Consider the following 19,432-nt stretch of genomic DNA (forward strand, 5'->3'; position numbering starts at 1 on the left):
CGGCCTCATGCCGCCTCGTCCTTCCGGGCGTAAGCGCCGATGACACGCGCGACCGAAGCCGCAGGCGCATTGACGATCTGGGCGATCCGGGTTGCCGGCGTGGCGATCATGCCAACCAGCCTGGCGCGCAGCTCATCGAGCGACGGAAGTGTGGCGAGTGCCTTCACACCGTCGGCGTTGAGCGAGGTGGTGCCCATTGCGCCGCCGAGAATGACGAGCTTGTCATTTCCCTTGGCGAAATCGGACGCGACCTTCGGCGCCGCAATCGGATCCTCCGAATAGGCGATCAGCGTCTGTCCCTTGAACAGGTCGATGATCGATGCGGAGTCCGTGCCCTGAAGAGCGATTTTGGCGAGACGGTTCTTCGCGACTTTGACGGTGCCACCGGCGACACGCATTTTCGACCGAAGGTCGTTCATTTGCGCGACGGTAATACCGGCGTAGTGGGCCACGACGACTGAACCAGCGCCCGAAAACGCTTCATTCAGGCCCGTGACGAGTTCGCGTTTTTCCGCTCTGTCCACTGCCTATCTCCAGTTGACCCCAATCCTGTTAACGGGAACATTCCCATTACGAGGACAGGTGTCGGGTTGCCTTTTGCCGGCCGGGCCATCCAGTAACGGATCTCCCGAACGACGCTCGAGGATCCTGCCCCCTTTCGCCACACCAGCCGGCAAGCCGAATGGTGCGCAGACAAAAGGCAAACACGGTTCGAACCTTTCATTGGAGCAGTCGCTCCGTTGTCCGGTCTTCACCCGTCTCATGCAGGCCCACATGAATTAAGGCCCCCCTTGAACCAAGGCCTGGGGCCGCCCGCAATCTCGGACAGGATGTCCGGAAGCCTTCCGACTTCCGGTACCGGGCCGCCAAGATAAATCGGAGGCCCGGAATTCTGTTTGCGGATCAGCCCTTTAGCGGCAGATCCAAATGGTTCGTATCAGGACGCTGCCAGCGTCGAGACGTCGAGCTTGAGGCCAGGGCCCATCGTCGAGGTGACCGACACCTTCTTGACGTAGTTGCCCTTGGCGCCAGCCGGCTTCGCCTTGGTGACCGCGTCAGCGAAGGCGCGAACATTCTCTTCCAGCGCCTTGACGTCGAACGAGATCTTGCCCACGCCGCCATGAACGATGCCGGCCTTCTCGACGCGGAACTCGACCGCGCCACCCTTCGACGCCTTGACGGCGGCGGTAACGTCGGCGGTGACAGTGCCGACCTTCGGGTTCGGCATCATGCCACGCGGGCCGAGCACCTTGCCCAGACGGCCGACCAGCGGCATCATGTCCGGCGTGGCGATGCAGCGATCGAAGTCGATCGTGCCCTTCTGGACGATGTCGACCAGATCCTCGGCGCCAACGATATCGGCGCCCGCCGCCTTGGCTTCCTCGGCCTTGTCGCCACGCGCGAAAACCGCGACGCGGACGGTACGGCCGGTGCCGTTCGGCAGGTTGACCACGCCACGGACCATCTGGTCGGCATGGCGCGGGTCGACACCCAGGTTCATCGCGATTTCAACGGTCTCGTCGAACTTCACCGAGGACCGGTCCTTGAGCAGCTTCAGCGCATCACCCAAGGCATAGGCCTTGTTGGGATCGATGCCTTCGCGGGTCTTCGATACACGCTTTGCAATCTTTGCCATGATCTCAGCCCACCACTTCCAGACCCATCGAGCGGGCGGAGCCCTCGACCATGCGCATGGCCCCCTCGATATCGGTCGCGTTCAGATCCTTCATCTTCTGCTCGGCGATGGCGCGCACCTTGTCGCGGCCGATCGTGCCGGCCTTGACCTTGCCCGGCTCCTTCGAGCCCGACTTCAGGTTTGCGGCCTTCTTCAGGAAGTAGCTCACCGGCGGCGTTTTCATGACGAAGGTGAACGACTTGTCCTGGTAGTAGGTGATCACGACCGGAACCGGCGATCCCTTTTCCATTTCCTGGGTCTGCGCGTTGAACGCCTTGCAGAACTCCATGATGTTGATGCCGCGCTGACCAAGCGCCGGTCCGATCGGGGGCGACGGCGTCGCCGAGCCCGCGGAAACCTGGAGCTTGAGCTGGCCTGCAATTTTCTTAGCCATCTCTTCCTGCCTTTATCTCATGCCGGCCCCAAATCTGGGCAACCGGCGGTTGCAGTCTGGTGGTGCGGTTCCTGCGGCCGGCTACAGCCCATTCGCCTCCCACCCGTTTTGGCGGCGATTTCCACGCCGCCTCCCTCACCGCCGAATTGGCGACAAGGATTTCGGATCAGCCCTTTTCGACCTGTCCGAATTCGAGATCGACCGGCACGGCGCGCCCGAAGATCGAAACTTCCACCTTGAGCCGCGCCCGCTCCTCGTCCACTTCCTGGACGAAACCGTTGAACGAGGCGAACGGACCGTCCGAGACGCGGATCGCCTCGCCGATCTCGAAAGTGACCGACGGCTTCGGCCGCTCGACGCCTTCCTGCACTTGGTTCAGGATGCGCTGGGCCTCGGCCTCGGTGATCGGCACCGGCTTCGAATCACCCAGGAAGCCGGTGACCTTCGGCGTGTTCTTCACGAGCGAGAACACTGCGTCGGTCAGGTTGGCCTTCAGCAGCACGTAGCCCGGGAAGAACTTGCGCTCGGCATCGACCTTGCGGCCGCGGCGTATCTCGACGACCTTCTCGGTAGGCACCACGATCTGCTCGATGTCAGCGGACAGGCCTTTCTGCTTGGCCTTGTTCTCGATGTCCTCAGCGACCTTTTTTTCAAAGTTCGAATAGGCGTGGACGATGTACCACCGCGCAGTCATTTCAAGGCTTCTCCGTAATCGCCGGACTCAGCGTCCAATGCCCAGAATCTGCTCGACCGCGAGGCCCATGAGCTGATCGGCAGTAAAGAAAAAGATCATCGCGATCACAGCGAACGCCAGAACCATCACCGTCGAGATCATCGTTTCGCGACGCGACGGCCAAGTCACCTTGGCGGTCTCCGCGCGAACCTGCTGGAGAAAGACGAATGGATTTGTGGTTTTCGAAGCCATGTGCCGCTCTGTCTGCAAGACCCGTTGACCGGATCTCCTGGATGATCCCGCTGGCCGGGATGTGCCGCCTGAGCCTGTGTTCGCGCCGAATCAGCGCAATCATTTCGCCCATGCAAATCGGACGCGTAAAGCCGGCTTCCCAGCTCCACGCGTCGCGTGTCTGTTTCGTCTACATAAAACCGATTCTTGATCCACGCAAGTGGCAAGTGTCCGCTTTATGCCAAACGCCGCCTCGGAACCATCCAGTCGTCCCGTTCCGGCTATGGCGCTCTTATGCCTCAAGACAGCCTATATGGCAAGCCACCGCGCGATTTTCAAAAGGTCGATGCGCGGAAGACCAGAAATTTTTCATGAATTGGCCATTTCGAAAAATGGCACGGGCAGCAGGGCTCGAACCTACGACCTGCGGTTTTGGAGACCGCCGCTCTACCAACTGAGCTATGCCCGTATCGCGCGCTGCTATTTCATAAAGCGGACAAGAACTCAAGTCGAGTTTTCAGGCGTGGCCGCGCCGGGCTGCAATCGTCGAGATCCGAGGGCCAGCGCCCAGGCGCATATCAGAAGTTCGAGGGCAAAAGTCCAATGCAACATGAAGCTCATGACCCAGTTGCGATAGATCGCCGGGACCGTGACGAGTTCGAGCGCGCGCCGGTCGAACGGCATTAGCCACATGATAGGCGACGCCACTGAGTCCAGGATCATGTGTATCATTGCGGCGACAAAGAAGGCGCCGACGGGGGCCAGATATCGCGGATCCCGCCATTTCGCGACCGACACTGCCACAAGGCCAACCGCTGCCCAGAAGAGCGGCCAGTGCGTGATGTAGGCGTGGTGATGGGTTCGTCCGCCATCGACAAAATGGAAATAGACCATGTCGAGGTCCGGGACGACGCTGCCGAGCATTGCCGCCGCCATCATCCCCGACCTGCCGGGCCAATGGTTTCGTGCGAAAGTACCGAGTATGTAGCCAGCCGGAAGATGAGCGATCAGCATCGTCAAACCTTGTTCATTGCCGAATCGGTCGAACGTCGCGGCGGATTGTGGCGCATTCAGGAAGGACTACCCCGCCTCGCCCTATCGCGCTCGGCTGGGGCGTGACTGCGCCTTACAGCTTGACGGCCGCCTCGGCCTGAACCTCGGACGTCGACACGACGCGGCAATTCTCCGGCATTGGCTGCGACTTGCAGATGGTCGGGCCGGTAAATTCATCGGCCGAACCAAGCCCGGTCGTCAGCCCGACTTTCAGCATCATCTCGGGTTCGAGCTGCCGATGGCGCGAGGCCGGCACCGACCGCATCGCCACCAGCAGACCGGGTCCGACCGCCATTTCCCTGAGATAGGTTTTGACCCGCTGCTCCAACCCGATCGGGTGCACGGTCAACTGCGCGCGAGGACCGACAAGGCGCCTGACACCGCCGGCAAGCATGATCGGGCAGGCCGCGCCACACGCGCCGCTCGCATCGATCGTCAGTCCGACATGGACGCCATCCTTGGCGGCGCAATCCGCCTTGTCCGGCTCGCATCCAATGAAGTCCGTCCGCGCAACCGCCACCTCGAGCTTGCGTTCTCGGATCAACCTTCCGGCGGCCAAAGCGCCGAGCACGTCACCTCCCGGCGAGTTGATCACCATGGGCAGTCGCCGGTCACCGATCGTGTCCAGCAGTTGGCGCAGCCGTTCCGGCGTTCGAGCGCTGATCATGCCTTCCGCCGAGATCCATTCGGGACAATTGGGATCGCAGAGAAAACTTCTGCCGCGAACCAGGACGAAGCGCATATCGCCAACATCGGCCCGCTGCCCGGTTTCAGGTTCGACCGGCGCGGCCGGAGCGGGCTTGGCGTACGCCACCACTTCGCCGGCCGGCGCCGGTATTTCCCTGCAGTTCGCGGCCACCGGATCGGTGTTGCACAGGGTTGGCGCGGTCAGCAGGTCGACGGCATCCAGGCTGGTCACCAGCTTCGCCTGCAGCATGTCGTATGGAGCCAGCTGCTGGATGGTGCTGGCCGGCGTGTCCTTCATCGTCTCGAGCACGGCCTGGCCGACGCCCATTTCGTTCAGATAGGCAGCCAGTCTTTTCTCCACCGACTTGCTCATCTCGTAGGTCTTGTAGCTGCCGGCGTTCTTGCGGCCGACGATCTTCTTGCTGAGGATCTTCTTCTTGCCTCCGACCACGCGATAGGTGGTCCGGTACTGCAATTTCGTGCGGATGTAGGTCGTGGTGATCTGATGCACGCCGAGAAAGGCCCATTGCCCGACGACGCGCCTGATGCCGCCGGCAAACATCAGCGGACAGGCGGAATTGCAGATGGCGCCGCCGGCATAGGCATTGCCGAAATAGCGAGCGCCCTTGCCGTCGTTTTCCTTGCAGTCCTTGGCATCGGGCTGGCAGCCGGTGAACCGGGTTTTACCGACCGCGATATCGAGCTTGTTCTTGCGGAGCAGCCGACCAAGCGCCAGCGCCGCTTCGACGTTGCCGCCGGGAGAGTCCACGACAACGGGCAGTTTTCGGCCACCAAGCCCCTTGAGCGTGCGCTTGAACAGGGCCGGCGTGCCGGCCTCTATCGAGCCTTCAGCCGATATCCATTCCGGGCAGGTCGGTTCGCAACCAGGCGCGCTGCTGCGGACAACGACAAACCGCATCGTCGGACCAAGATCCGGCGCGGATTTTTTGGTGTTCGCCGCGAAGGCAGCGTGTCCCATGACCAGGAACGACGCCAGGCAGATCAGCCCAAGCATCGACCATGCCTGGCTATTCAGACGGTGCCACGAAACCATTCGGGAAGCCCCCCGCAATGCGACCTATAGTAGTTCAGCTTTGCCGGCTTGCAACAGGGTTTTGCGACGACGCCGCAGGCGCCGGCATACCTAAAAAGGCAAGCCGGGTGTACGCAAATAAGCAAAAAGGGCAGCCCGAGGACCACCCTTCGCATCCGATCTCGACCGACAAGCCGGCGGTCGATTACTCCAGCCAAACACCGGCTACTAATTCCCCTGTCGTCGAATTGCCCTGTCGTTGAGGCAGGGCTTTGGGTATTTCAACGGCTACGGCTTTAGTGGGAATTGTGCGTCAACCTTGAGCGCCGATGCCGCCGGACAATTTTGCGGCCTCGGTTCGGTTTTACAGACAGTCGGCCCCACCAAATGGTTCGCCGATTCAGGTCCCGTCGTCAGTCCCATCGTCAACATTGTGCCGGGTTCGAGCCGGAGCCGGTTACGCTTATAATCGAAGCGGTCGAGCGGCATCGGCGGAAACAGATGCTGCCTGACCGACATTTCCGCAAGATAAGAGCGTATCCGCTCCGCGAATGCCAGTGATTGAACGCTGACTGGCACCTTGGGGCCCACGAAACGTCTGACGCCCCCAGCAAGCATGATCGGACAGGCGGCATCGCACCCCGCACCTAAATCGGTCGCGACACCAGGATAGAACCCATCCGGTGGCGCGCACCCTTTGTCCTGCGGCTTGCACCCGGTAAAATCGGTGCGCGCAATCGCGACGTCAAGTTTGCGGTCGCGGATCAATCTTCCCATTGCCAAGGCGCTGAGCAAATCGCCTCCCGGCGAACTCACGATCAACGGTAGACGCCGGCCGCCGACCGTATCGAGCAATTGGCGAAATATCTTCTGCGTATCGGGAGTGATCGTGCCTTGCGCTGCAATCCATTCGGGACAATCGAGACCGCATTTCGGATCGCTGCTCCGGACCAGGACGAAACGCATCGAATTGTCGACCGGCGCTGGACGGGCCGCCGGAGTGGCTGGAACGGCCCCTCGGACGGCCACCACTGCCGTCTTGGCCGGCTTGGCATTCGCAGGGACCTCCCTGCAGTTCGGCGGCGCCGGGCTCCGCCGGCATATGCCCGCCAGCGTAAGTATGTCGAGGGAGTCCCTGCTGGTGACCAGCTTCATCGTCAGCATGTCGTCGAGAGCGATCTGGCGGATGTCGCTGGCAGGCGTGGCCTTCATTGTGTCCAGCACGCCCCGCCCGACCCCCATCTCCCTGAGATAGGCCGAGATCTTTCTCGAAAACGCCTTGCTCATTTTATAGGTCTTGTAGCTCTCGCCTTGAGTGACGGTCTCCGTGGTGACCCGATATCTTTTGCCACGGATGGTTTGATGGGTGGTTCGAAAATGCCGTGTTGAGGGGAAATAAGTGGTGGTGATCTGATGAACACCCAGATAGGCCCAGCTGCCCGCCACGCGGCGGACGCCTCCGGCAAACATCAGCGGACAGGCGGAATTGCACATGGCGCCACCGTCGGACGCGACGCCGAAATAGGCTACGCCTTTGCCGTAGCTGGCCCCGCAACCCTCCATCCCCGGCCAACAATCGGAAAACTCGGTCTTACCGATGGCGATGTCGAGCCTGTTCTTGCGTATTATGCGACCGAGTTGGAGCGCAGCGTCGACATCACCGCCAGGGGAATTGACGATAATCGGCAGTTTGCGAGTGCCGAGCTTTTTCAGTACCCGCTTTAGTAGAGCCGGCGTGCCGGCTGCGATGGCGCCTTCCGCTGAAATCCATTCCGGACAGTTGGGCTTACAGCCGACTGCACTGCTGCGGGCAATGATGAACCGCATCTCCGAAAAACCATCGGACGAACTGCCCGGAAGGTACCATGACTTCGGATCCCATGTCTTGGGATCGGACACATCCTCGGCGTTCGCGGCGAAGGCCGCCATCGCCATCGCAACCACCGGCGCCAGGCGAACCAACCCGCGCCACCACCCGGCCCTACTGCTTAAACGGCGTCCCCAAACCACGTTTTGGCAAAAGCCCCCTTGATGCAACCTATAATAGTGGCGGCCGTGGTACTTGCAATAGCTTCGAAACGACCGCGCAAGATTTTTCTGCGTGGGGCAAGTAAACGTAGAAAAGGCGGCCCGAAGACCGCCCTTCCCTGTCGATCCGACAAATGCCGGTATCGATTACTCTTTGATGGTGACGACGATGCCGGCACCGACGGTGCGGCCGCCTTCACGGATGGCGAAGCGCAGCTTCTCTTCCATGGCGATCGGCACGATCAGCTCGACATCGACGGTGATGTTGTCGCCCGGCATCACCATCTCGGTGCCTTCCGGCAGCGACACGATGCCGGTCACGTCGGTCGTGCGGAAGTAGAACTGCGGCCGGTAGTTGGTGAAGAACGGCGTGTGACGGCCGCCCTCGTCCTTGGTCAGGATGTAGGCTTCAGCGACGAACTTCTTGTGCGGCTTGACCGTGCCCGGCTTGGCCAGAACCTGGCCGCGCTCGACACCTTCACGGTCGACACCGCGCAGCAGCGCGCCGATGTTGTCGCCGGCCTGGCCCTGGTCGAGCAGCTTGCGGAACATCTCGACGCCGGTGCAGGTCGTCTTGGTGGTCGGACGGATGCCGACGATCTCAAGCTCCTCGCCGACCTTGACCACGCCGCGCTCGACGCGGCCGGTCACAACCGTGCCGCGGCCGGAGATCGAGAACACGTCCTCGATCGGCATCAGGAACGGCTTGTCCAGCGGGCGAACCGGCGTCGGGATGTAGTCGTCGACCGCAGCCATCAATTCGCGGATCGAATCCTCGCCGATCTTCTTGTCGGAATCTTCCAAAGCCGCAAGTGCCGAACCCTTGACGATCGGAATGTCGTCGCCGGGGAACTCGTTCTTGGTCAACAGCTCGCGCACCTCGAGCTCGACCAGCTCGAGCAGCTCGGCGTCGTCGACCTGGTCGACCTTGTTCAAGAACACCACGATCGACGGCACGCCGACCTGGCGGGCCAGCAGGATGTGCTCGCGGGTCTGCGGCATCGGGCCGTCGGCGGCCGACACGACCAGGATCGCGCCGTCCATCTGCGCAGCACCGGTGATCATGTTCTTGACATAGTCGGCGTGGCCGGGGCAGTCGACATGGGCGTAGTGGCGGTTGGCCGTCTCGTATTCGACATGCGCCGTCGAGATGGTGATGCCGCGCGCCTTCTCCTCGGGCGCCGCATCGATCTGGTCGTAGCGCTTGTATTCGCCAAAATACTTGGTGATCGCCGCCGTCAGCGACGTCTTGCCATGATCGACATGGCCAATCGTGCCGATGTTCACATGAGGCTTTGTACGCTCGAATTTACCTTTTGCCATAGTCTCTTTCCTTGGACGGCCGGGACCTTCAGTTCAGTCGAATGCGGGGCGATTAGCGACTGCGGCCGAAAAACACAAGTGTCTTGTGGCCGGGGCTTTCTCACCCGGTCTGAACCCATGATCCGGTTTTCGGGGATGTGGCGCGGATATAGGAACGAACAAGGAGAAATGGAATGGCCAAAGATAGGTTCCGCGGGTATCGCCATTCAGCGAATGGACATCGCTGCTTCCGCCTGTCCGCCTTGCCGGATTTTACTGCCGGATCTGGCCCATTGCCGGTGTGACGCCGGTCTGATTTCCTGATCCGATGCATTTCATTCCGATCGCCATCCGCGGCCCGCTGTTCATGATCCTGTCGACCGGGTCCTATGTCGCCAACGACACCATGTTGAAACTCGCCACGGTTGGGCTGCCGCCCTATGAAGTGCTGTTTCTGCGCGGGACGGCGGCAACGCTGTGGGGAATCCCGTTGCTGTTTGCGCTGGGCTACGCCAGGCAGATCCCGCTGATCCTCGACAGGAGAGTGTTGCAAAGAAACCTGCTCGAGCTGGCGGCAATCCTTTGCTACGTGGTGGCGCTTGCCAACATGCAGATCGCCGATTCGACCGCCCTGGGACAGATCACGCCCCTGCTCATGCTGATTGGCTCCTCTGTCCTGTTCGGCGAACGGATCGGCGGCTTGCGCATGGCGCTGATCGGGCTCGGCTTCATCGGCGCGGTGATGGTGGCGCAGCCGACCATGCAGGGAATCTCGGTCTACGCCTTGCTGGCGCTCGGCAATGCGGCGTTCGCCGCCGCGCGCGATCTCGCCGGGCGCCGGGTCGCCGCCGACGTGCCCGGAATGATCGTCGCAATTTCCGCGGTGGTGGTGGTGCTGGTCGGATCAGGCGTCGCGCATCTGATGTCGGAGCGGTGGGTGGCGCCCGAGACGCATCATTTACTGCTGATGGCCGGGGCCGGATTGTTCCTGATTTTTGGCCATTTCTTCATCTTCATGGCCTATCGCGCCGGGCCAACCGGCGTCGTGGCGCCGTTCTATTACTGCTTCACCGTCTGGGCGGTCATTTCCGGCCTGGTGGTGTTCCAGCAATTGCCGAACGCACTGGCGATCGGCGGTATCCTGCTGGTGGTGGCCAGCGGGCTGACCATCGTGTCGCTCGACGAGCGGCGGCGCCGACTGACCGTCGTCGCATAATTTGGGCAGTGGTGACCAAACGGTTACATCACAATTTTCAACTTGGCCGCTGCCCGCAAAAAATGGAGAAACCTGTGACAAGCCAGGAGAACGTCGGCAACCGCATGCTTGCCGGAAAATGCCTGTGCGGCGCCGTGCAATACGCGGTGGCCGACGAGTTCATCTACGCCGCCAACTGCCACTGCTCGGACTGCCGGCGCACCACCGGTTCGGCCTTCAAGCCGTTTGCCGGCATCGAGCGTGAGAGACTGAGCCTGACCAAGGGCGAGGACAACCTCCCGATCTTTGGCGATGAGACCGGCCACAACGTGCACTGCAAGACCTGCGGCTCATTGCTCTACTCGGTCGTCCGCGACGGCGCCTTCGTCCACGTCGCCACGGGGACCCTCGTCGACGAGCCGGCCATCCGTCCGACGCACCACATCTTTGTCGGCTCCAAGGCGAAGTGGTCCACGATCACCGACGACCTGCCTCAATATGAAGATCATGTCACCGGAGGCGCCGACTGAAGACCTGGCGATGCGGCTGACGGCATTGCCGCTCGGGCACTGCAGAACCGCCACAGACAGTGACACGGCGCATTTTCAAGGAAGTTATTTATTTTCGATAATGACTTCAACAGCATGCTTGGAGCGGGTAGCGGGAATCGAACCCGCATATTCAGCTTGGAAGGCTGCTGCTCTACCACTGAGCTATACCCGCGCATTTCACCCGAAAACCGCTATGCACTTTTCGGTCCGAGGCTTTGCGTTTCAGGGCTTCCGGGCCGGCAGTGGTGGAGAGGGTTGGATTTGAACCAACGTAGGCATAGCCAACGGATTTACAGTCCGTCCCCTTTAACCACTCGGGCACCTCTCCAGTCTGCCGCCGGAGCCATGCAACGAGGCATCGACGCGTCGCGGCCGCAGGAGCAGCCCGTCGCGAAGCGCCTTATGGCGGCAGCGCCCAAAACTGTCAACCGCAACATCCCGGCAAAACGCGCTGAATTTGTTGACGACCCGACGAGCAGGGGTTTTGCAGCTGTATCCTTAGACAGACGACACGGCTATAGAACCGGCCATGAGCAATGATAACAAGCCCAAGACCCCAAAAGACACCCACTACGCCAAGCTGCGCCGCGCGCATCGCGACGAGAAGAGCGGCGGCGCGCCGGCGTTCAGGCCGCGCCAGCCGGTACCACCAGGAGAGACCGCCGCGGATGGGCTGGTGCGGCTGTACGGCCTGCACACGGTGCGAGCAGCACTCGACAATCCGCGCCGGCGGATCAAGAAGATGCTGGTGACGCGCAACGCCGCCGAGCGGCTGGCGATCGCCGACCTCGCCGCCCTGCCCTTTGAGACAGAGATGGTCGAGCCGAAAGACATCGACAAGGTCACCGGCTCCGAAGCCGTGCATCAGGGCGTGCTGATCGAAGCCGAGCCGCTAAAGCCGAAGCGGCTCGATGCGCTCGGCGATACCACGCTGGTGCTGGTGCTCGACCAGGTCACCGATCCACACAATGTCGGCGCGATCCTGCGCTCGGCGGTCGCCTTCGGCGCCGGCGCGCTGATCACCACGGCGCGCCACAGCCCGCATGAATCCGGCGTGCTGGCAAAGTCGGCCTCCGGCGCGCTGGAGCATATCGACCAGATCGAGGTGAAGAACCTCGCCGACGCGCTCGGCCAGTTGCACGAGGTCGGCTTCCAGACCATCGGCCTCGATTCGGACGGACCGGCGGAACTCGAAAAGAGTTTTTCGGGAGAAAAGATCGCGCTGGTGCTGGGCGCCGAGGGCAAGGGCCTGCGCCAGAAGACGCGCGAAACGGTGACGACGCTGGCGCGGCTCGACATGCCCGGCGCCATCCGCTCGCTCAACGTGTCGAACGCCGCCGCGGTGAGCCTTTATGCGGCGAGGAAGTTTTTGGGTTAGGGGAGTAGGGGAGTAGGGGAGTAGGGGAATGGGAGAGTAAGAATAAGGCAGCAAGAAAGGCCGGTTGCGGCTCGCTGCAAGCGCTATCCCTACTGCCTTACTGCCCTACCGCCTTACTGCCCTATTCCCCTATTCCCCTATTCCCCTACTCCCCTAACTCCTGCCCCGCCATTCGCTCCAGCGCCCTGACCAGCGCCGAATGATCCTCCTTGGCGCCGCCATTGGCCGCGCAGGCGTTGAACAATTGCTGCGTCGTCGAGGTGTTGGGCAGCGCGACGCCAAGCGCTTTTGCCCCTTCCAGAGCGAGATTAAGGTCCTTCTGGTGCAGTTCGATGCGAAAGCCCGGCGCGAAGCTGCGCTTGATCATGCGCTCGCCATGCACTTCGAGGATGCGCGAGGCCGCCAGCCCGCCCATCAGCGCTTGCCGCACCTTGGCCGGATCGGCGCCGGCTTTCGATGCAAAAACAAGCGCTTCCGCGACTGCTTCAATGGTCAGCGCGACGACGATCTGGTTGGCGACCTTGGTGGTCTGGCCGACGCCGTTGGGGCCGACCAGCGTGATGTTCTTGCCCATTTTTTCGAACACCGGCCTGGCGCGCTCGAAGGCCTTTTCCTCGCCGCCGACCATGATGGTCAGCGACGCGGCCTTGGCGCCGACCTCGCCGCCCGACACCGGCGCATCGAGATAGTCGCAGCCCAGCGCATTGATTTTCGTGGCGAATTCCTTGGTCTCGATCGGCGAGATCGAACTCATGTCGATGACCAGCTTGCCCGCGGTCAAACCCGAGGCGACGCCGCTGTCGCCGAACAGCACGTCGGCCACCTCCGGCGTGTCGGGAACCATGGTGATGACGACGCCGGCGGCACGTGCCACGGCGTGATGGCCAGTGACGGTTTTTAGACCCTTGGCGACGAGATCGGCCGGCGGTTTCGAGCGATGGTCGCTGGCGACGACGTGATAGCCGGCGTCGAGCAGATGCCCCGCCATCGGCGCGCCCATGATGCCGAGGCCGATGAAACCGATGGTGTCCATTGTTGTTCTCCTGAAAATCTTGTCCAAACTCATCAGAGATCGGCGCTGCCCCTCATCCGCCTGCCGGCACCTTCTCCCCGTATAGCGACGGGGAGAAGGGAAGCGCTCCAACGCTGGCGCCCCCCTCTCCCCGTTTCTTACAGGGAGAGGGTAAGGGTGAGCGGCAGCGCAAGCGTTAGGCGATGATCACTAAGCCGCAGCGTTCCCATGCCCGGCAAACTCCCGGAACCAGCCCAGCCCGGCTTCGGTCCCGCCCTTCGGCTTGTATTCCGCCCCTACCCAGCCGGTATAGCCGATACGGTCGATGTGGCTGTACAGAAAAGGAAAATTGATCTCGCCCGTCCCAGGCTCATGACGGCCGGGATTATCCGCCAGCTGGATATGCGCGATGCGGTCGAGGTTGGCCTCGATGGTGCGGGCGAGATCGCCCTCCATGATCTGCATGTGATAGATGTCGTATTGCAGGAACAGGTTTTTTGAGCCGACGCGGTCGATGAGCGCCAGGGCCTGGTCCGAATAGTTGAGGAAGAAGCCGGGAATGTCGCCGGTGTTGATCGGCTCGATCAGCAGCCTGATTCCGGCCTGCTCCAGCTTCTCGGCCGCGAAAGCCAGGTTCTCGGCGAAGACGTCTTCCAGCACCGAACGCTCGACGCCTTGCGGCGCGATGCCGGCGAGGCAGTTGACCTGTTCGCAGCCCAGCGCCTGCGCGTAGGTTATCGCCTTGGCGACGCCTTGCCGGAACTCGGGAACACGATCCGGCAACACCGCAATGCCGCGCTCACCCTTGGCCCAGTCGCCGGCCGGCAGGTTGAACAGCACCTGCGTCAGGCCGTTTTTCTTCAGCCTCGCCGCAACGACATCGGGCGCATGATCATAGGGGCCGATATATTCGACACCCCTAAAGCCGGCGCGGGCGGCGGCTTCGAAGCGGTCGAGGAAATCGTGCTCGCCAAAGAGCATCGAAAGATTGGCTGAAAACCGTGGCATTCTTTTTCTCCGTTCAGTCCAGCATGACGATCGCCGTCGGCGCGTCTTCGTGATGTTCGGCAAGCTCCTCGAATTCGGTGATCTTGTCGATCTCGGTGCCCATCGAAACATTGGTGATGCGCTCAAGGATGAATTCGAGCACCACCGGAACCTGGTGCTCCTTCATCAATTGTTGCGCCTGTTTGAAGGCGCCGGCGAATTCCTCCGGCCGGCGCACCCGGACCGCCTTGCAGCCCATGGCCTCGGCAACCGCGACGTGGTCGACGCCATAGCCAGCCTCGGGATCATCCTTCCGGTTGACGTTCTCGAAGGCAAGGCTGACCTCGAAATCCATCGAAAAGCCGCGCTGCGCCTGGCGGATCAGGCCAAGATAGGCATTGTTCACGACGACATGAATATAGGGCAATCTGTGCTGCGCGCCGACCGCCAGTTCCTCGATCATGAACTGGAAATCATAGTCGCCGGACAGCGCCACGATGTTGCGCTGCGGATCGGCGGCGCGAATGCCAAGTGCGGCCGGCAGCGTCCAGCCGAGCGGGCCGGCCTGGCCGCAATTGATCCAGTTGCGCGGCTTGTAGACATGCAGGAACTGAGCGCCGGCGATCTGCGAAAGCCCGATCGTGGTGACATAGGTGGTGTCGCGGCCGAATGCCTTGTTCATCTCCTCGTAGACGCGCTGCGGCTTCAGCGGCACCTGGTCGAAATGCGTCTTGCGCTTCATCGTCTTCTTGCGGTCCCGGCATTCCCTGGCCCAACCCGACCAGTCGCGCAGTTTTCCAGCCGTTTTCCACTCGGTGGCGACGTCGAGCAGCATTTTCAGCGCCGCACCGGCATCCGAAACGACGCCGAGGTCCGGCGCGAAGACACGGCCGATCTGCGTCGGCTCGATGTCGACATGGATGAATTTTTTGCCCTTGGTGTAGACGTCGACGGAGCCGGTGTGGCGGTTGGCCCAGCGGTTGCCGATGCCGAAGACGAAATCGGCCTCGAGCATCGTTGCGTTGCCGTAGCGATGCGATGTCTGCAGCCCGCACATGCCGGCCATCAGCCGGTGGTCGTCGGGAATCGCGCCCCAGCCCATCAGCGTCGGGATCACGGGCACGCCGGTGACTTCGGCGAACTCGATCAGCAGATCCGAGGCATCGGCGTTGATGATGCCGCCGCCGGCAACGATGACAGGCTTTTCGGCCGCGTTGAGCATCGCCAAGGCCTTCTCGGCCTGGCCGCGCGACATTGCCGGCTTGAACGGCACTAGCGGCTCATAGGCATCGATGTCGAACTCGATCTCGGCCAGTTGCACGTCGACCGGCAGATCGATGAGAACCGGCCCCGGCCGCGACGAGCGCATCAGGTGGAACGCCTTCTGCAGCGCCATCGGCACCAGATAGGGTTCCATGACGGTGACCGCCCATTTGGCGACGGGTGCTGCGATGGCTGCGATGTCGACGGCCTGGAAATCCTCCTTGCTGAGACGCGCCCGCGGCGCCTGGCCGGTGATGCAGAGGATCGGGATGGAATCGGCCGCGGCCGAATAGAGGCCGGTGATCATGTCGGTGCCGGCCGGACCCGAAGTGCCGATGCACAGGCCGATATTACCTGATCTGGCGCGGGTATAACCTTCGGCCATGTGCGAGGCCGCCTCGACATGGCGCGCCAGGATATGGCGGATCGTACCCCTCGCCCTCAGCGCCGAATAGAACGGGTTGATGGCAGCACCCGGCACGCCAAAGGCGCAGGAGGTGCCTTCTTTTTCCAAACCGAGAACCGCTGCGTCGACTGCGCGCATCCTGGCCATGTCAGCCTCCACGGAATTGTTGATGGCCGAGAATGCCAGCGCGCCTGTTATTTTTCAATTTTTTCAGAATATTTTTTCATTTCTAAGAAACTGCGGCTATTTACTGATTTCATTGGATTTTCTGTTTTCCACGAAGTCGCATAGCATATTTGTGAAAAACTTTTTCATTGCGCATTTGGCGAAATCGGCAAGAATGCCACTATGGAAACCGCCGAAAAACGCCAGCGCGGACGGCCGCGCGCCTTCCACGGTCCGGCCGAGGCGGCTTCGGTGCAGTCGCTCGACCGGGCGCTGCGCATCCTGGCCATCGTCGCCGAAGGCAGCGGCCTGTCGCTGAGCGAGATCGCCGCGCAGAGCGGCCTCCCCGCCTCCACCGCCTACCGCATGCTGACGACGCTGGAAAACCACGGCATGGTCGAGTTCGACAGCACCGACCAGCTGTGGTCGATCGGCGTCGAGACCTATCGCATGGGCGCGGCGTTCCTGCGCCGCCGCAAGCTGGTCGACCGCGCCCGTATTGTCATGCAGGAATTGATGGAGAAGACCGGCGAGACCGCCAATCTCGGCGTCGCCGAGGACGATTGCGTCATCTTCGTCAGCCAGGTCGAGACGCATCAGGCGATCCGCGCCTTCTTCCGGCCGGGCACGCGCAGTTCCTTCCATGCATCGGGCATCGGCAAGGCGGTGCTGGCGCATCTCGAGCCGCAGCGCGTCGGCGCCGTCCTGCGCCGGACCGGGCTGGAGCGCTTCACCGAAAAGACGCTTTCCGACGTCTCGGCGCTGGCCCGTGATCTGGTGACGATCAAGCTGCGCGGCTGGTCGGTCGACGACGAGGAACGGCACCCCGGCATGCGCTGCGTGGCCGCCGCCATCTTCAACGAGTTCGGCGAGCCGATCGGCGGCGTTTCGGTTTCGGGGCCGACGGTGCGGGTCACGCCGCAGCGGCTGGCCGAGATCGGCCCGCTGGTGCGCGATGCGGCAGCGGAAATAACCAGGATGATTGGTGGTCTGCCGCCCCCTTCTTCACCAAGCCGCGCCGCCGAACCGGGTTCACTCTTCGAGATTGGCGCTGCGCGCTCACCTTGACAGCCGCCCGGCTACGGCCAAGTTTGCGTCCACCTTCCGCCAGCCGACGCCCGAAAGACGCATGAGCCTCCAATCCGTCAAAGCCTTCTTCGCCGAGTATGCCCGCGACATCGAGGTGATCGAAACGCCGACAAGCTCGGCGACCGTCGCGCTCGCGGCCGAGGCGCACGGCGTCGAGCCGGGGCAGATCGCCAAGACCATCTGCCTGCGCGTCGGTGACCGGGCCATGCTGGTCGTCGCCCGCGGCGACGCGCGCATCGACAATCGCAAATCGCGCGATGCATTCGGCGGCAAGCCGCGCATGCTCGATGCCGAGCAGGTGGCCGAAATCACTGGCCATCCGATTGGCGGCGTCTGCCCCTTCGGCCTCGCCTCGCCGTTGCCGGTCTATTGCGACGTATCGCTGCGCGCCTACGATCAGGTCGTGCCAGCGGCCGGCGCAACCAATGCAGCGGTGAAAATAGGCGTCGAGCGCATGGCAGCGCTGACCGGCGCCGAATGGTGCGACATCTGTCAGGATGAGCTAGGCCCCGGGCACCGCGCTCTTGGTCGATAGGTCGTAGAAATCAAGGAGCATCGCCAGCCCAACTCCGCAGGCCGTGAAGATCAGGCCGGCGATGAAGATGCGGATGGCGCGTTCATAGACGCGTCGCTGTAGAGACGTTGTGTCGAGCAGCAACCGCAGCGCTCGTATCTGCAAGGCAATGCCTATCAAAATCGGCACGACGGCTGCCAGGTGATAGATTTCCCAAGGGAGCGGGTTGGCGGCCCAATGCGTGATGAAGCCCAGCGAGAAGGCCAGTAGAATGCCGACGGTGGTGATCGTGCCGTTGCGGAAATCCGTCTCAATCTGCTCTTCCTTGGGGTCGTGCTCGTCCAAGCGTCCCTCTCCCTCTGGTGCCTTCACCGCCAGACTAAGCTGTCGAAAAATCCCTGTACATCCCTCGCTGGAACCGGTCGCGGTGCCGGGTTCAATTTTGCAACCCAGACAGCTGAAAAAGGGCAGTGGGTGCCCCTTTTTCCCTTGCCTGAAACGGTTCACCTCCCCTCAAAGCCGGCAGCGGTGACGGTAGCCGTCGTAGCCGACATAGGTGTCGGAGTACGGATCGTAACTCTGATAGCGGTTGAGGCAGCGCCGGACGTGCCATGAGCCGCCATTTTCCTCGATGTAAACGGTGCGCGGCTGGGCGAGCGCGCTGCCGAGCAGGAAGCCGCCGACGCCGGCGGCGATGCCGATGCCAAGGTGCTTGTTGTGATGGTGCTTGTGATGGGCGGCCGAAGGCTGAACGGTGCCGGCCAGCATGGCGGCGGCGACAGTGGTGGCGATGAGGCCGGAAACGATGGTGCGCTTCAACATGACGATCTCCTTGCTGCGTTGTCTGAGAGGCGATCCATCCCGCCTCTTGACCATCAGTCGTTGCAGCAAGGAAAAAGGTTCGACGGTTTTTTTGGATTTTTTCAAAAGCGCAAAAGCGGCCGAACTGAACAGGTTTGCAGGCAGGCGCGCAAATGTCGACCGGCGAGAGCGCCGATCGACAGTCCGGCGGCGGGAGGCCTCAGCCCATGCCGGTGATGTGGCGCAGCCAGAAGGCAAGCGCGATGAAGCCGATAATGGTGGTGACGCCGGTCCAGTCGACATTGGCGCTCTTCAAAATCTTGATGAGCTTCACCAGGAGAAACCAGGTCACGACGACGATCAGGGCAATGACGACAAGTCTGATCATGCGACACTCTCGCCCATGCGATTGCACCTTAGAACGATATAGGAAGCCAATTGGCCGTTTTCAGGATGCCTGCGCCGGCAGCTCCGGCGGGCTCAAGACGGAGTTTTGTCTTTACTGGCGCACCAAATATGCTAACCGGAGCGCCGTGCCCTTGTAGCTCAGCTGGTAGAGCAGCGGTTTTGTAAACCGAAGGTCGGCGGTTCGATTCCGTCCGGGGGCACCAAAGCCTGTCGTCTTGAATGAGGCCGGCCTTTCGGATTTTGCCGCGCTGCGCAAGGGGGCGAGGGCTAATCGGGACCTCTAGATCCCATACATCAGGGCAATGTAGAGTACCGGTGCAAAGATCAGGAAGATCGCCATTACTATGATCACGGCGAGGGACAGGCGCTCTGTTCGCCTGACGATTGCAACGACGTCGTCGTCGCTCGACGAAACAAGATCAACCACCGAGAAATCTGTTGGGTCAGGAGTTTGATTGTCATTGGCGGGTCGGCTTGCGACCGCATCGACATTCTGTTTGCTCTGGATAATGGTCACAGTTGTTTCCGCGGTTAGGGTGCCGTATCGGGTGCCCGCCGATGAGTATACAGCGGGGCACCCGGAACCA

21 protein-coding genes and 4 tRNA genes are annotated in these 19,432 nt (G+C 61.9%); 6 read left to right on the forward strand and 19 right to left on the reverse strand.

Annotated features, from left to right (window positions below):
• Positions 1 to 5: 5 nt before the first annotated feature.
• From rplJ to tuf, 10 genes are all read right to left on the reverse strand, one after another.
• Positions 6 to 524: a 50S ribosomal protein L10 gene (gene rplJ / locus AC0L28_RS17765; RefSeq protein WP_023798119.1), complete on the reverse strand. Its 519-nt coding sequence runs from the start codon at positions 522 to 524 to the stop codon at positions 6 to 8.
• 413 nt (positions 525 to 937) lie between these two features.
• Entirely contained in the window at positions 938 to 1,636 is a 699-nt protein-coding gene (gene rplA, locus AC0L28_RS17770; RefSeq protein WP_473479008.1) for a 50S ribosomal protein L1, read from the reverse strand.
• A 4-nt stretch (positions 1,637 to 1,640) separates the two neighbouring features.
• Entirely contained in the window at positions 1,641 to 2,069 is a 429-nt protein-coding gene (gene rplK / locus AC0L28_RS17775) for a 50S ribosomal protein L11 (RefSeq protein ID WP_023798121.1), read from the reverse strand.
• Positions 2,070 to 2,235: 166 nt separating this feature from the next.
• Positions 2,236 to 2,763: a transcription termination/antitermination protein NusG gene (gene nusG, locus AC0L28_RS17780; protein WP_006333333.1), complete on the reverse strand. Its 528-nt coding sequence runs from the start codon at positions 2,761 to 2,763 to the stop codon at positions 2,236 to 2,238.
• 27 nt (positions 2,764 to 2,790) lie between these two features.
• On the reverse strand, positions 2,791 to 2,994 hold the full coding sequence (secE, locus tag AC0L28_RS17785) for a preprotein translocase subunit SecE (protein WP_013531408.1): 204 nt from the start codon (positions 2,992 to 2,994) through the stop codon (positions 2,791 to 2,793).
• 372 nt (positions 2,995 to 3,366) lie between these two features.
• Positions 3,367 to 3,442, reverse strand: a tRNA-Trp gene (locus AC0L28_RS17790).
• 35 nt (positions 3,443 to 3,477) lie between these two features.
• Positions 3,478 to 3,987 carry a metal-dependent hydrolase gene (locus AC0L28_RS17795; RefSeq protein WP_473479152.1) on the reverse strand — a complete coding sequence of 170 codons (510 nt, stop codon included), beginning with the start codon at positions 3,985 to 3,987 and terminating at the stop codon, positions 3,478 to 3,480.
• A 112-nt stretch (positions 3,988 to 4,099) separates the two neighbouring features.
• Positions 4,100 to 5,767 (reverse strand): COG3904 family protein, encoded by a 1,668-nt coding sequence (locus AC0L28_RS17800; protein WP_473479013.1) that lies wholly within the window; start codon positions 5,765 to 5,767, stop codon positions 4,100 to 4,102.
• 267 nt (positions 5,768 to 6,034) lie between these two features.
• Entirely contained in the window at positions 6,035 to 7,681 is a 1,647-nt protein-coding gene (locus tag AC0L28_RS17805; RefSeq protein WP_473479015.1) for a COG3904 family protein, read from the reverse strand.
• A 240-nt stretch (positions 7,682 to 7,921) separates the two neighbouring features.
• Positions 7,922 to 9,097, reverse strand: a complete 1,176-nt coding sequence (gene tuf, locus AC0L28_RS17810; RefSeq protein WP_091591201.1) for an elongation factor Tu — start codon at positions 9,095 to 9,097, stop codon at positions 7,922 to 7,924.
• 307 nt (positions 9,098 to 9,404) lie between these two features.
• Between tuf and AC0L28_RS17815 the strand changes: the two genes are divergently transcribed.
• Both AC0L28_RS17815 and AC0L28_RS17820 read left to right on the forward strand, forming a co-directional pair.
• The gene (locus tag AC0L28_RS17815) at positions 9,405 to 10,292 is read left to right on the forward strand and encodes a DMT family transporter (RefSeq protein WP_287248050.1); all 888 of its coding nucleotides are present in this window, start codon (positions 9,405 to 9,407) and stop codon (positions 10,290 to 10,292) included.
• Positions 10,293 to 10,354: 62 nt separating this feature from the next.
• Entirely contained in the window at positions 10,355 to 10,801 is a 447-nt protein-coding gene (locus AC0L28_RS17820; protein ID WP_473479019.1) for a GFA family protein, read from the forward strand.
• Positions 10,802 to 10,920: 119 nt separating this feature from the next.
• Here AC0L28_RS17820 and AC0L28_RS17825 read toward each other — a convergent pair.
• Together AC0L28_RS17825 and AC0L28_RS17830 are read right to left on the reverse strand one after the other, a co-directional pair.
• Positions 10,921 to 10,994: transfer RNA gene (locus AC0L28_RS17825), tRNA-Gly, on the reverse strand.
• Between the two features lie 71 nt (positions 10,995 to 11,065).
• Positions 11,066 to 11,150: transfer RNA gene (locus AC0L28_RS17830), tRNA-Tyr, on the reverse strand.
• A gap of 201 nt (positions 11,151 to 11,351) precedes the next feature.
• Between AC0L28_RS17830 and AC0L28_RS17835 the strand changes: the two genes are divergently transcribed.
• Positions 11,352 to 12,200 (forward strand): TrmH family RNA methyltransferase, encoded by an 849-nt coding sequence (locus tag AC0L28_RS17835; RefSeq protein WP_473479021.1) that lies wholly within the window; start codon positions 11,352 to 11,354, stop codon positions 12,198 to 12,200.
• Positions 12,201 to 12,345: 145 nt separating this feature from the next.
• Here AC0L28_RS17835 and AC0L28_RS17840 read toward each other — a convergent pair whose 3' ends face one another.
• The 3 genes from AC0L28_RS17840 to gcl all read right to left on the reverse strand — a co-directional run bounded on the left by AC0L28_RS17840 (position 12,346) and on the right by gcl (position 16,015).
• Positions 12,346 to 13,233, reverse strand: coding sequence for a 2-hydroxy-3-oxopropionate reductase (locus tag AC0L28_RS17840; RefSeq protein WP_473479024.1), 888 nt, complete (start codon positions 13,231 to 13,233; stop codon positions 12,346 to 12,348).
• Positions 13,234 to 13,422: 189 nt separating this feature from the next.
• Positions 13,423 to 14,220 carry a hydroxypyruvate isomerase gene (hyi, locus tag AC0L28_RS17845; RefSeq protein ID WP_473479027.1) on the reverse strand — a complete coding sequence of 266 codons (798 nt, stop codon included), beginning with the start codon at positions 14,218 to 14,220 and terminating at the stop codon, positions 13,423 to 13,425.
• 13 nt (positions 14,221 to 14,233) lie between these two features.
• Positions 14,234 to 16,015, reverse strand: a complete 1,782-nt coding sequence (gene gcl, locus AC0L28_RS17850; RefSeq protein ID WP_473479029.1) for a glyoxylate carboligase — start codon at positions 16,013 to 16,015, stop codon at positions 14,234 to 14,236.
• Between the two features lie 201 nt (positions 16,016 to 16,216).
• On the opposite strand from gcl, the gene bhcR reads away from it, so the two are divergent.
• Positions 16,217 to 17,101, forward strand: coding sequence for an HTH-type transcriptional regulator BhcR (bhcR, locus tag AC0L28_RS17855; protein ID WP_473479031.1), 885 nt, complete (start codon positions 16,217 to 16,219; stop codon positions 17,099 to 17,101).
• A gap of 61 nt (positions 17,102 to 17,162) precedes the next feature.
• The gene (locus tag AC0L28_RS17860) at positions 17,163 to 17,657 is read left to right on the forward strand and encodes a YbaK/EbsC family protein (RefSeq protein ID WP_128245081.1); all 495 of its coding nucleotides are present in this window, start codon (positions 17,163 to 17,165) and stop codon (positions 17,655 to 17,657) included.
• On the opposite strand, the gene AC0L28_RS17865 is transcribed toward AC0L28_RS17860, so the two are convergent.
• The 3 genes from AC0L28_RS17865 to AC0L28_RS17875 form a co-directional block, all read right to left on the reverse strand.
• Positions 17,625 to 17,981, reverse strand: a complete 357-nt coding sequence (locus tag AC0L28_RS17865) for a hypothetical protein (protein WP_473479035.1) — start codon at positions 17,979 to 17,981, stop codon at positions 17,625 to 17,627. The two genes, AC0L28_RS17860 and AC0L28_RS17865, sit on opposite strands and share 33 nt — an antisense overlap.
• Positions 17,982 to 18,149: 168 nt before the next feature.
• Entirely contained in the window at positions 18,150 to 18,458 is a 309-nt protein-coding gene (locus tag AC0L28_RS17870; protein ID WP_473479037.1) for a BA14K family protein, read from the reverse strand.
• 199 nt (positions 18,459 to 18,657) lie between these two features.
• Positions 18,658 to 18,825 (reverse strand): hypothetical protein, encoded by a 168-nt coding sequence (locus tag AC0L28_RS17875; protein WP_473479039.1) that lies wholly within the window; start codon positions 18,823 to 18,825, stop codon positions 18,658 to 18,660.
• A gap of 147 nt (positions 18,826 to 18,972) precedes the next feature.
• Between AC0L28_RS17875 and AC0L28_RS17880 the strand changes: the two genes are divergently transcribed.
• Positions 18,973 to 19,048: transfer RNA gene (locus AC0L28_RS17880), tRNA-Thr, on the forward strand.
• 77 nt (positions 19,049 to 19,125) lie between these two features.
• Here AC0L28_RS17880 and AC0L28_RS17885 read toward each other — a convergent pair.
• The gene (locus AC0L28_RS17885) at positions 19,126 to 19,362 is read right to left on the reverse strand and encodes a hypothetical protein (RefSeq protein WP_473479042.1); all 237 of its coding nucleotides are present in this window, start codon (positions 19,360 to 19,362) and stop codon (positions 19,126 to 19,128) included.
• Positions 19,363 to 19,432 lie beyond the last annotated feature (70 nt).

Source organism: Mesorhizobium sp. WSM4847 (genome assembly GCF_055811335.1).

Bases quoted from the DNA above. Each gene is read 5' to 3' on its own strand.
- AC0L28_RS17800 (WP_473479013.1), bottom strand. From the start codon at position 5,767: ATGGTTTCGTGGCACCGTCTGAATAGCCAGGCATGGTCGATGCTTGGG.
- AC0L28_RS17820 (WP_473479019.1), top strand. From the start codon at position 10,355: ATGGAGAAACCTGTGACAAGCCAGGAGAACGTCGGCAACCGCATGCTT.
- AC0L28_RS17875 (WP_473479039.1), bottom strand. From the start codon at position 18,825: ATGATCAGACTTGTCGTCATTGCCCTGATCGTCGTCGTGACCTGGTTT.
- AC0L28_RS17840 (WP_473479024.1), bottom strand. From the start codon at position 13,233: ATGGACACCATCGGTTTCATCGGCCTCGGCATCATGGGCGCGCCGATG.
- nusG (WP_006333333.1), bottom strand. From the start codon at position 2,763: ATGACTGCGCGGTGGTACATCGTCCACGCCTATTCGAACTTTGAAAAA.
- rplK (WP_023798121.1), bottom strand. From the start codon at position 2,069: ATGGCTAAGAAAATTGCAGGCCAGCTCAAGCTCCAGGTTTCCGCGGGC.
- secE (WP_013531408.1), bottom strand. From the start codon at position 2,994: ATGGCTTCGAAAACCACAAATCCATTCGTCTTTCTCCAGCAGGTTCGC.
- AC0L28_RS17835 (WP_473479021.1), top strand. From the start codon at position 11,352: ATGAGCAATGATAACAAGCCCAAGACCCCAAAAGACACCCACTACGCC.
- tuf (WP_091591201.1), bottom strand. From the start codon at position 9,097: ATGGCAAAAGGTAAATTCGAGCGTACAAAGCCTCATGTGAACATCGGC.
- gcl (WP_473479029.1), bottom strand. From the start codon at position 16,015: ATGGCCAGGATGCGCGCAGTCGACGCAGCGGTTCTCGGTTTGGAAAAA.
- rplA (WP_473479008.1), bottom strand. From the start codon at position 1,636: ATGGCAAAGATTGCAAAGCGTGTATCGAAGACCCGCGAAGGCATCGAT.
- AC0L28_RS17795 (WP_473479152.1), bottom strand. From the start codon at position 3,987: ATGCTGATCGCTCATCTTCCGGCTGGCTACATACTCGGTACTTTCGCA.
- AC0L28_RS17815 (WP_287248050.1), top strand. From the start codon at position 9,405: ATGCATTTCATTCCGATCGCCATCCGCGGCCCGCTGTTCATGATCCTG.
- AC0L28_RS17805 (WP_473479015.1), bottom strand. From the start codon at position 7,681: ATGGCGATGGCGGCCTTCGCCGCGAACGCCGAGGATGTGTCCGATCCC.
- hyi (WP_473479027.1), bottom strand. From the start codon at position 14,220: ATGCCACGGTTTTCAGCCAATCTTTCGATGCTCTTTGGCGAGCACGAT.
- AC0L28_RS17860 (WP_128245081.1), top strand. From the start codon at position 17,163: ATGAGCCTCCAATCCGTCAAAGCCTTCTTCGCCGAGTATGCCCGCGAC.
- bhcR (WP_473479031.1), top strand. From the start codon at position 16,217: ATGGAAACCGCCGAAAAACGCCAGCGCGGACGGCCGCGCGCCTTCCAC.
- AC0L28_RS17870 (WP_473479037.1), bottom strand. From the start codon at position 18,458: ATGTTGAAGCGCACCATCGTTTCCGGCCTCATCGCCACCACTGTCGCC.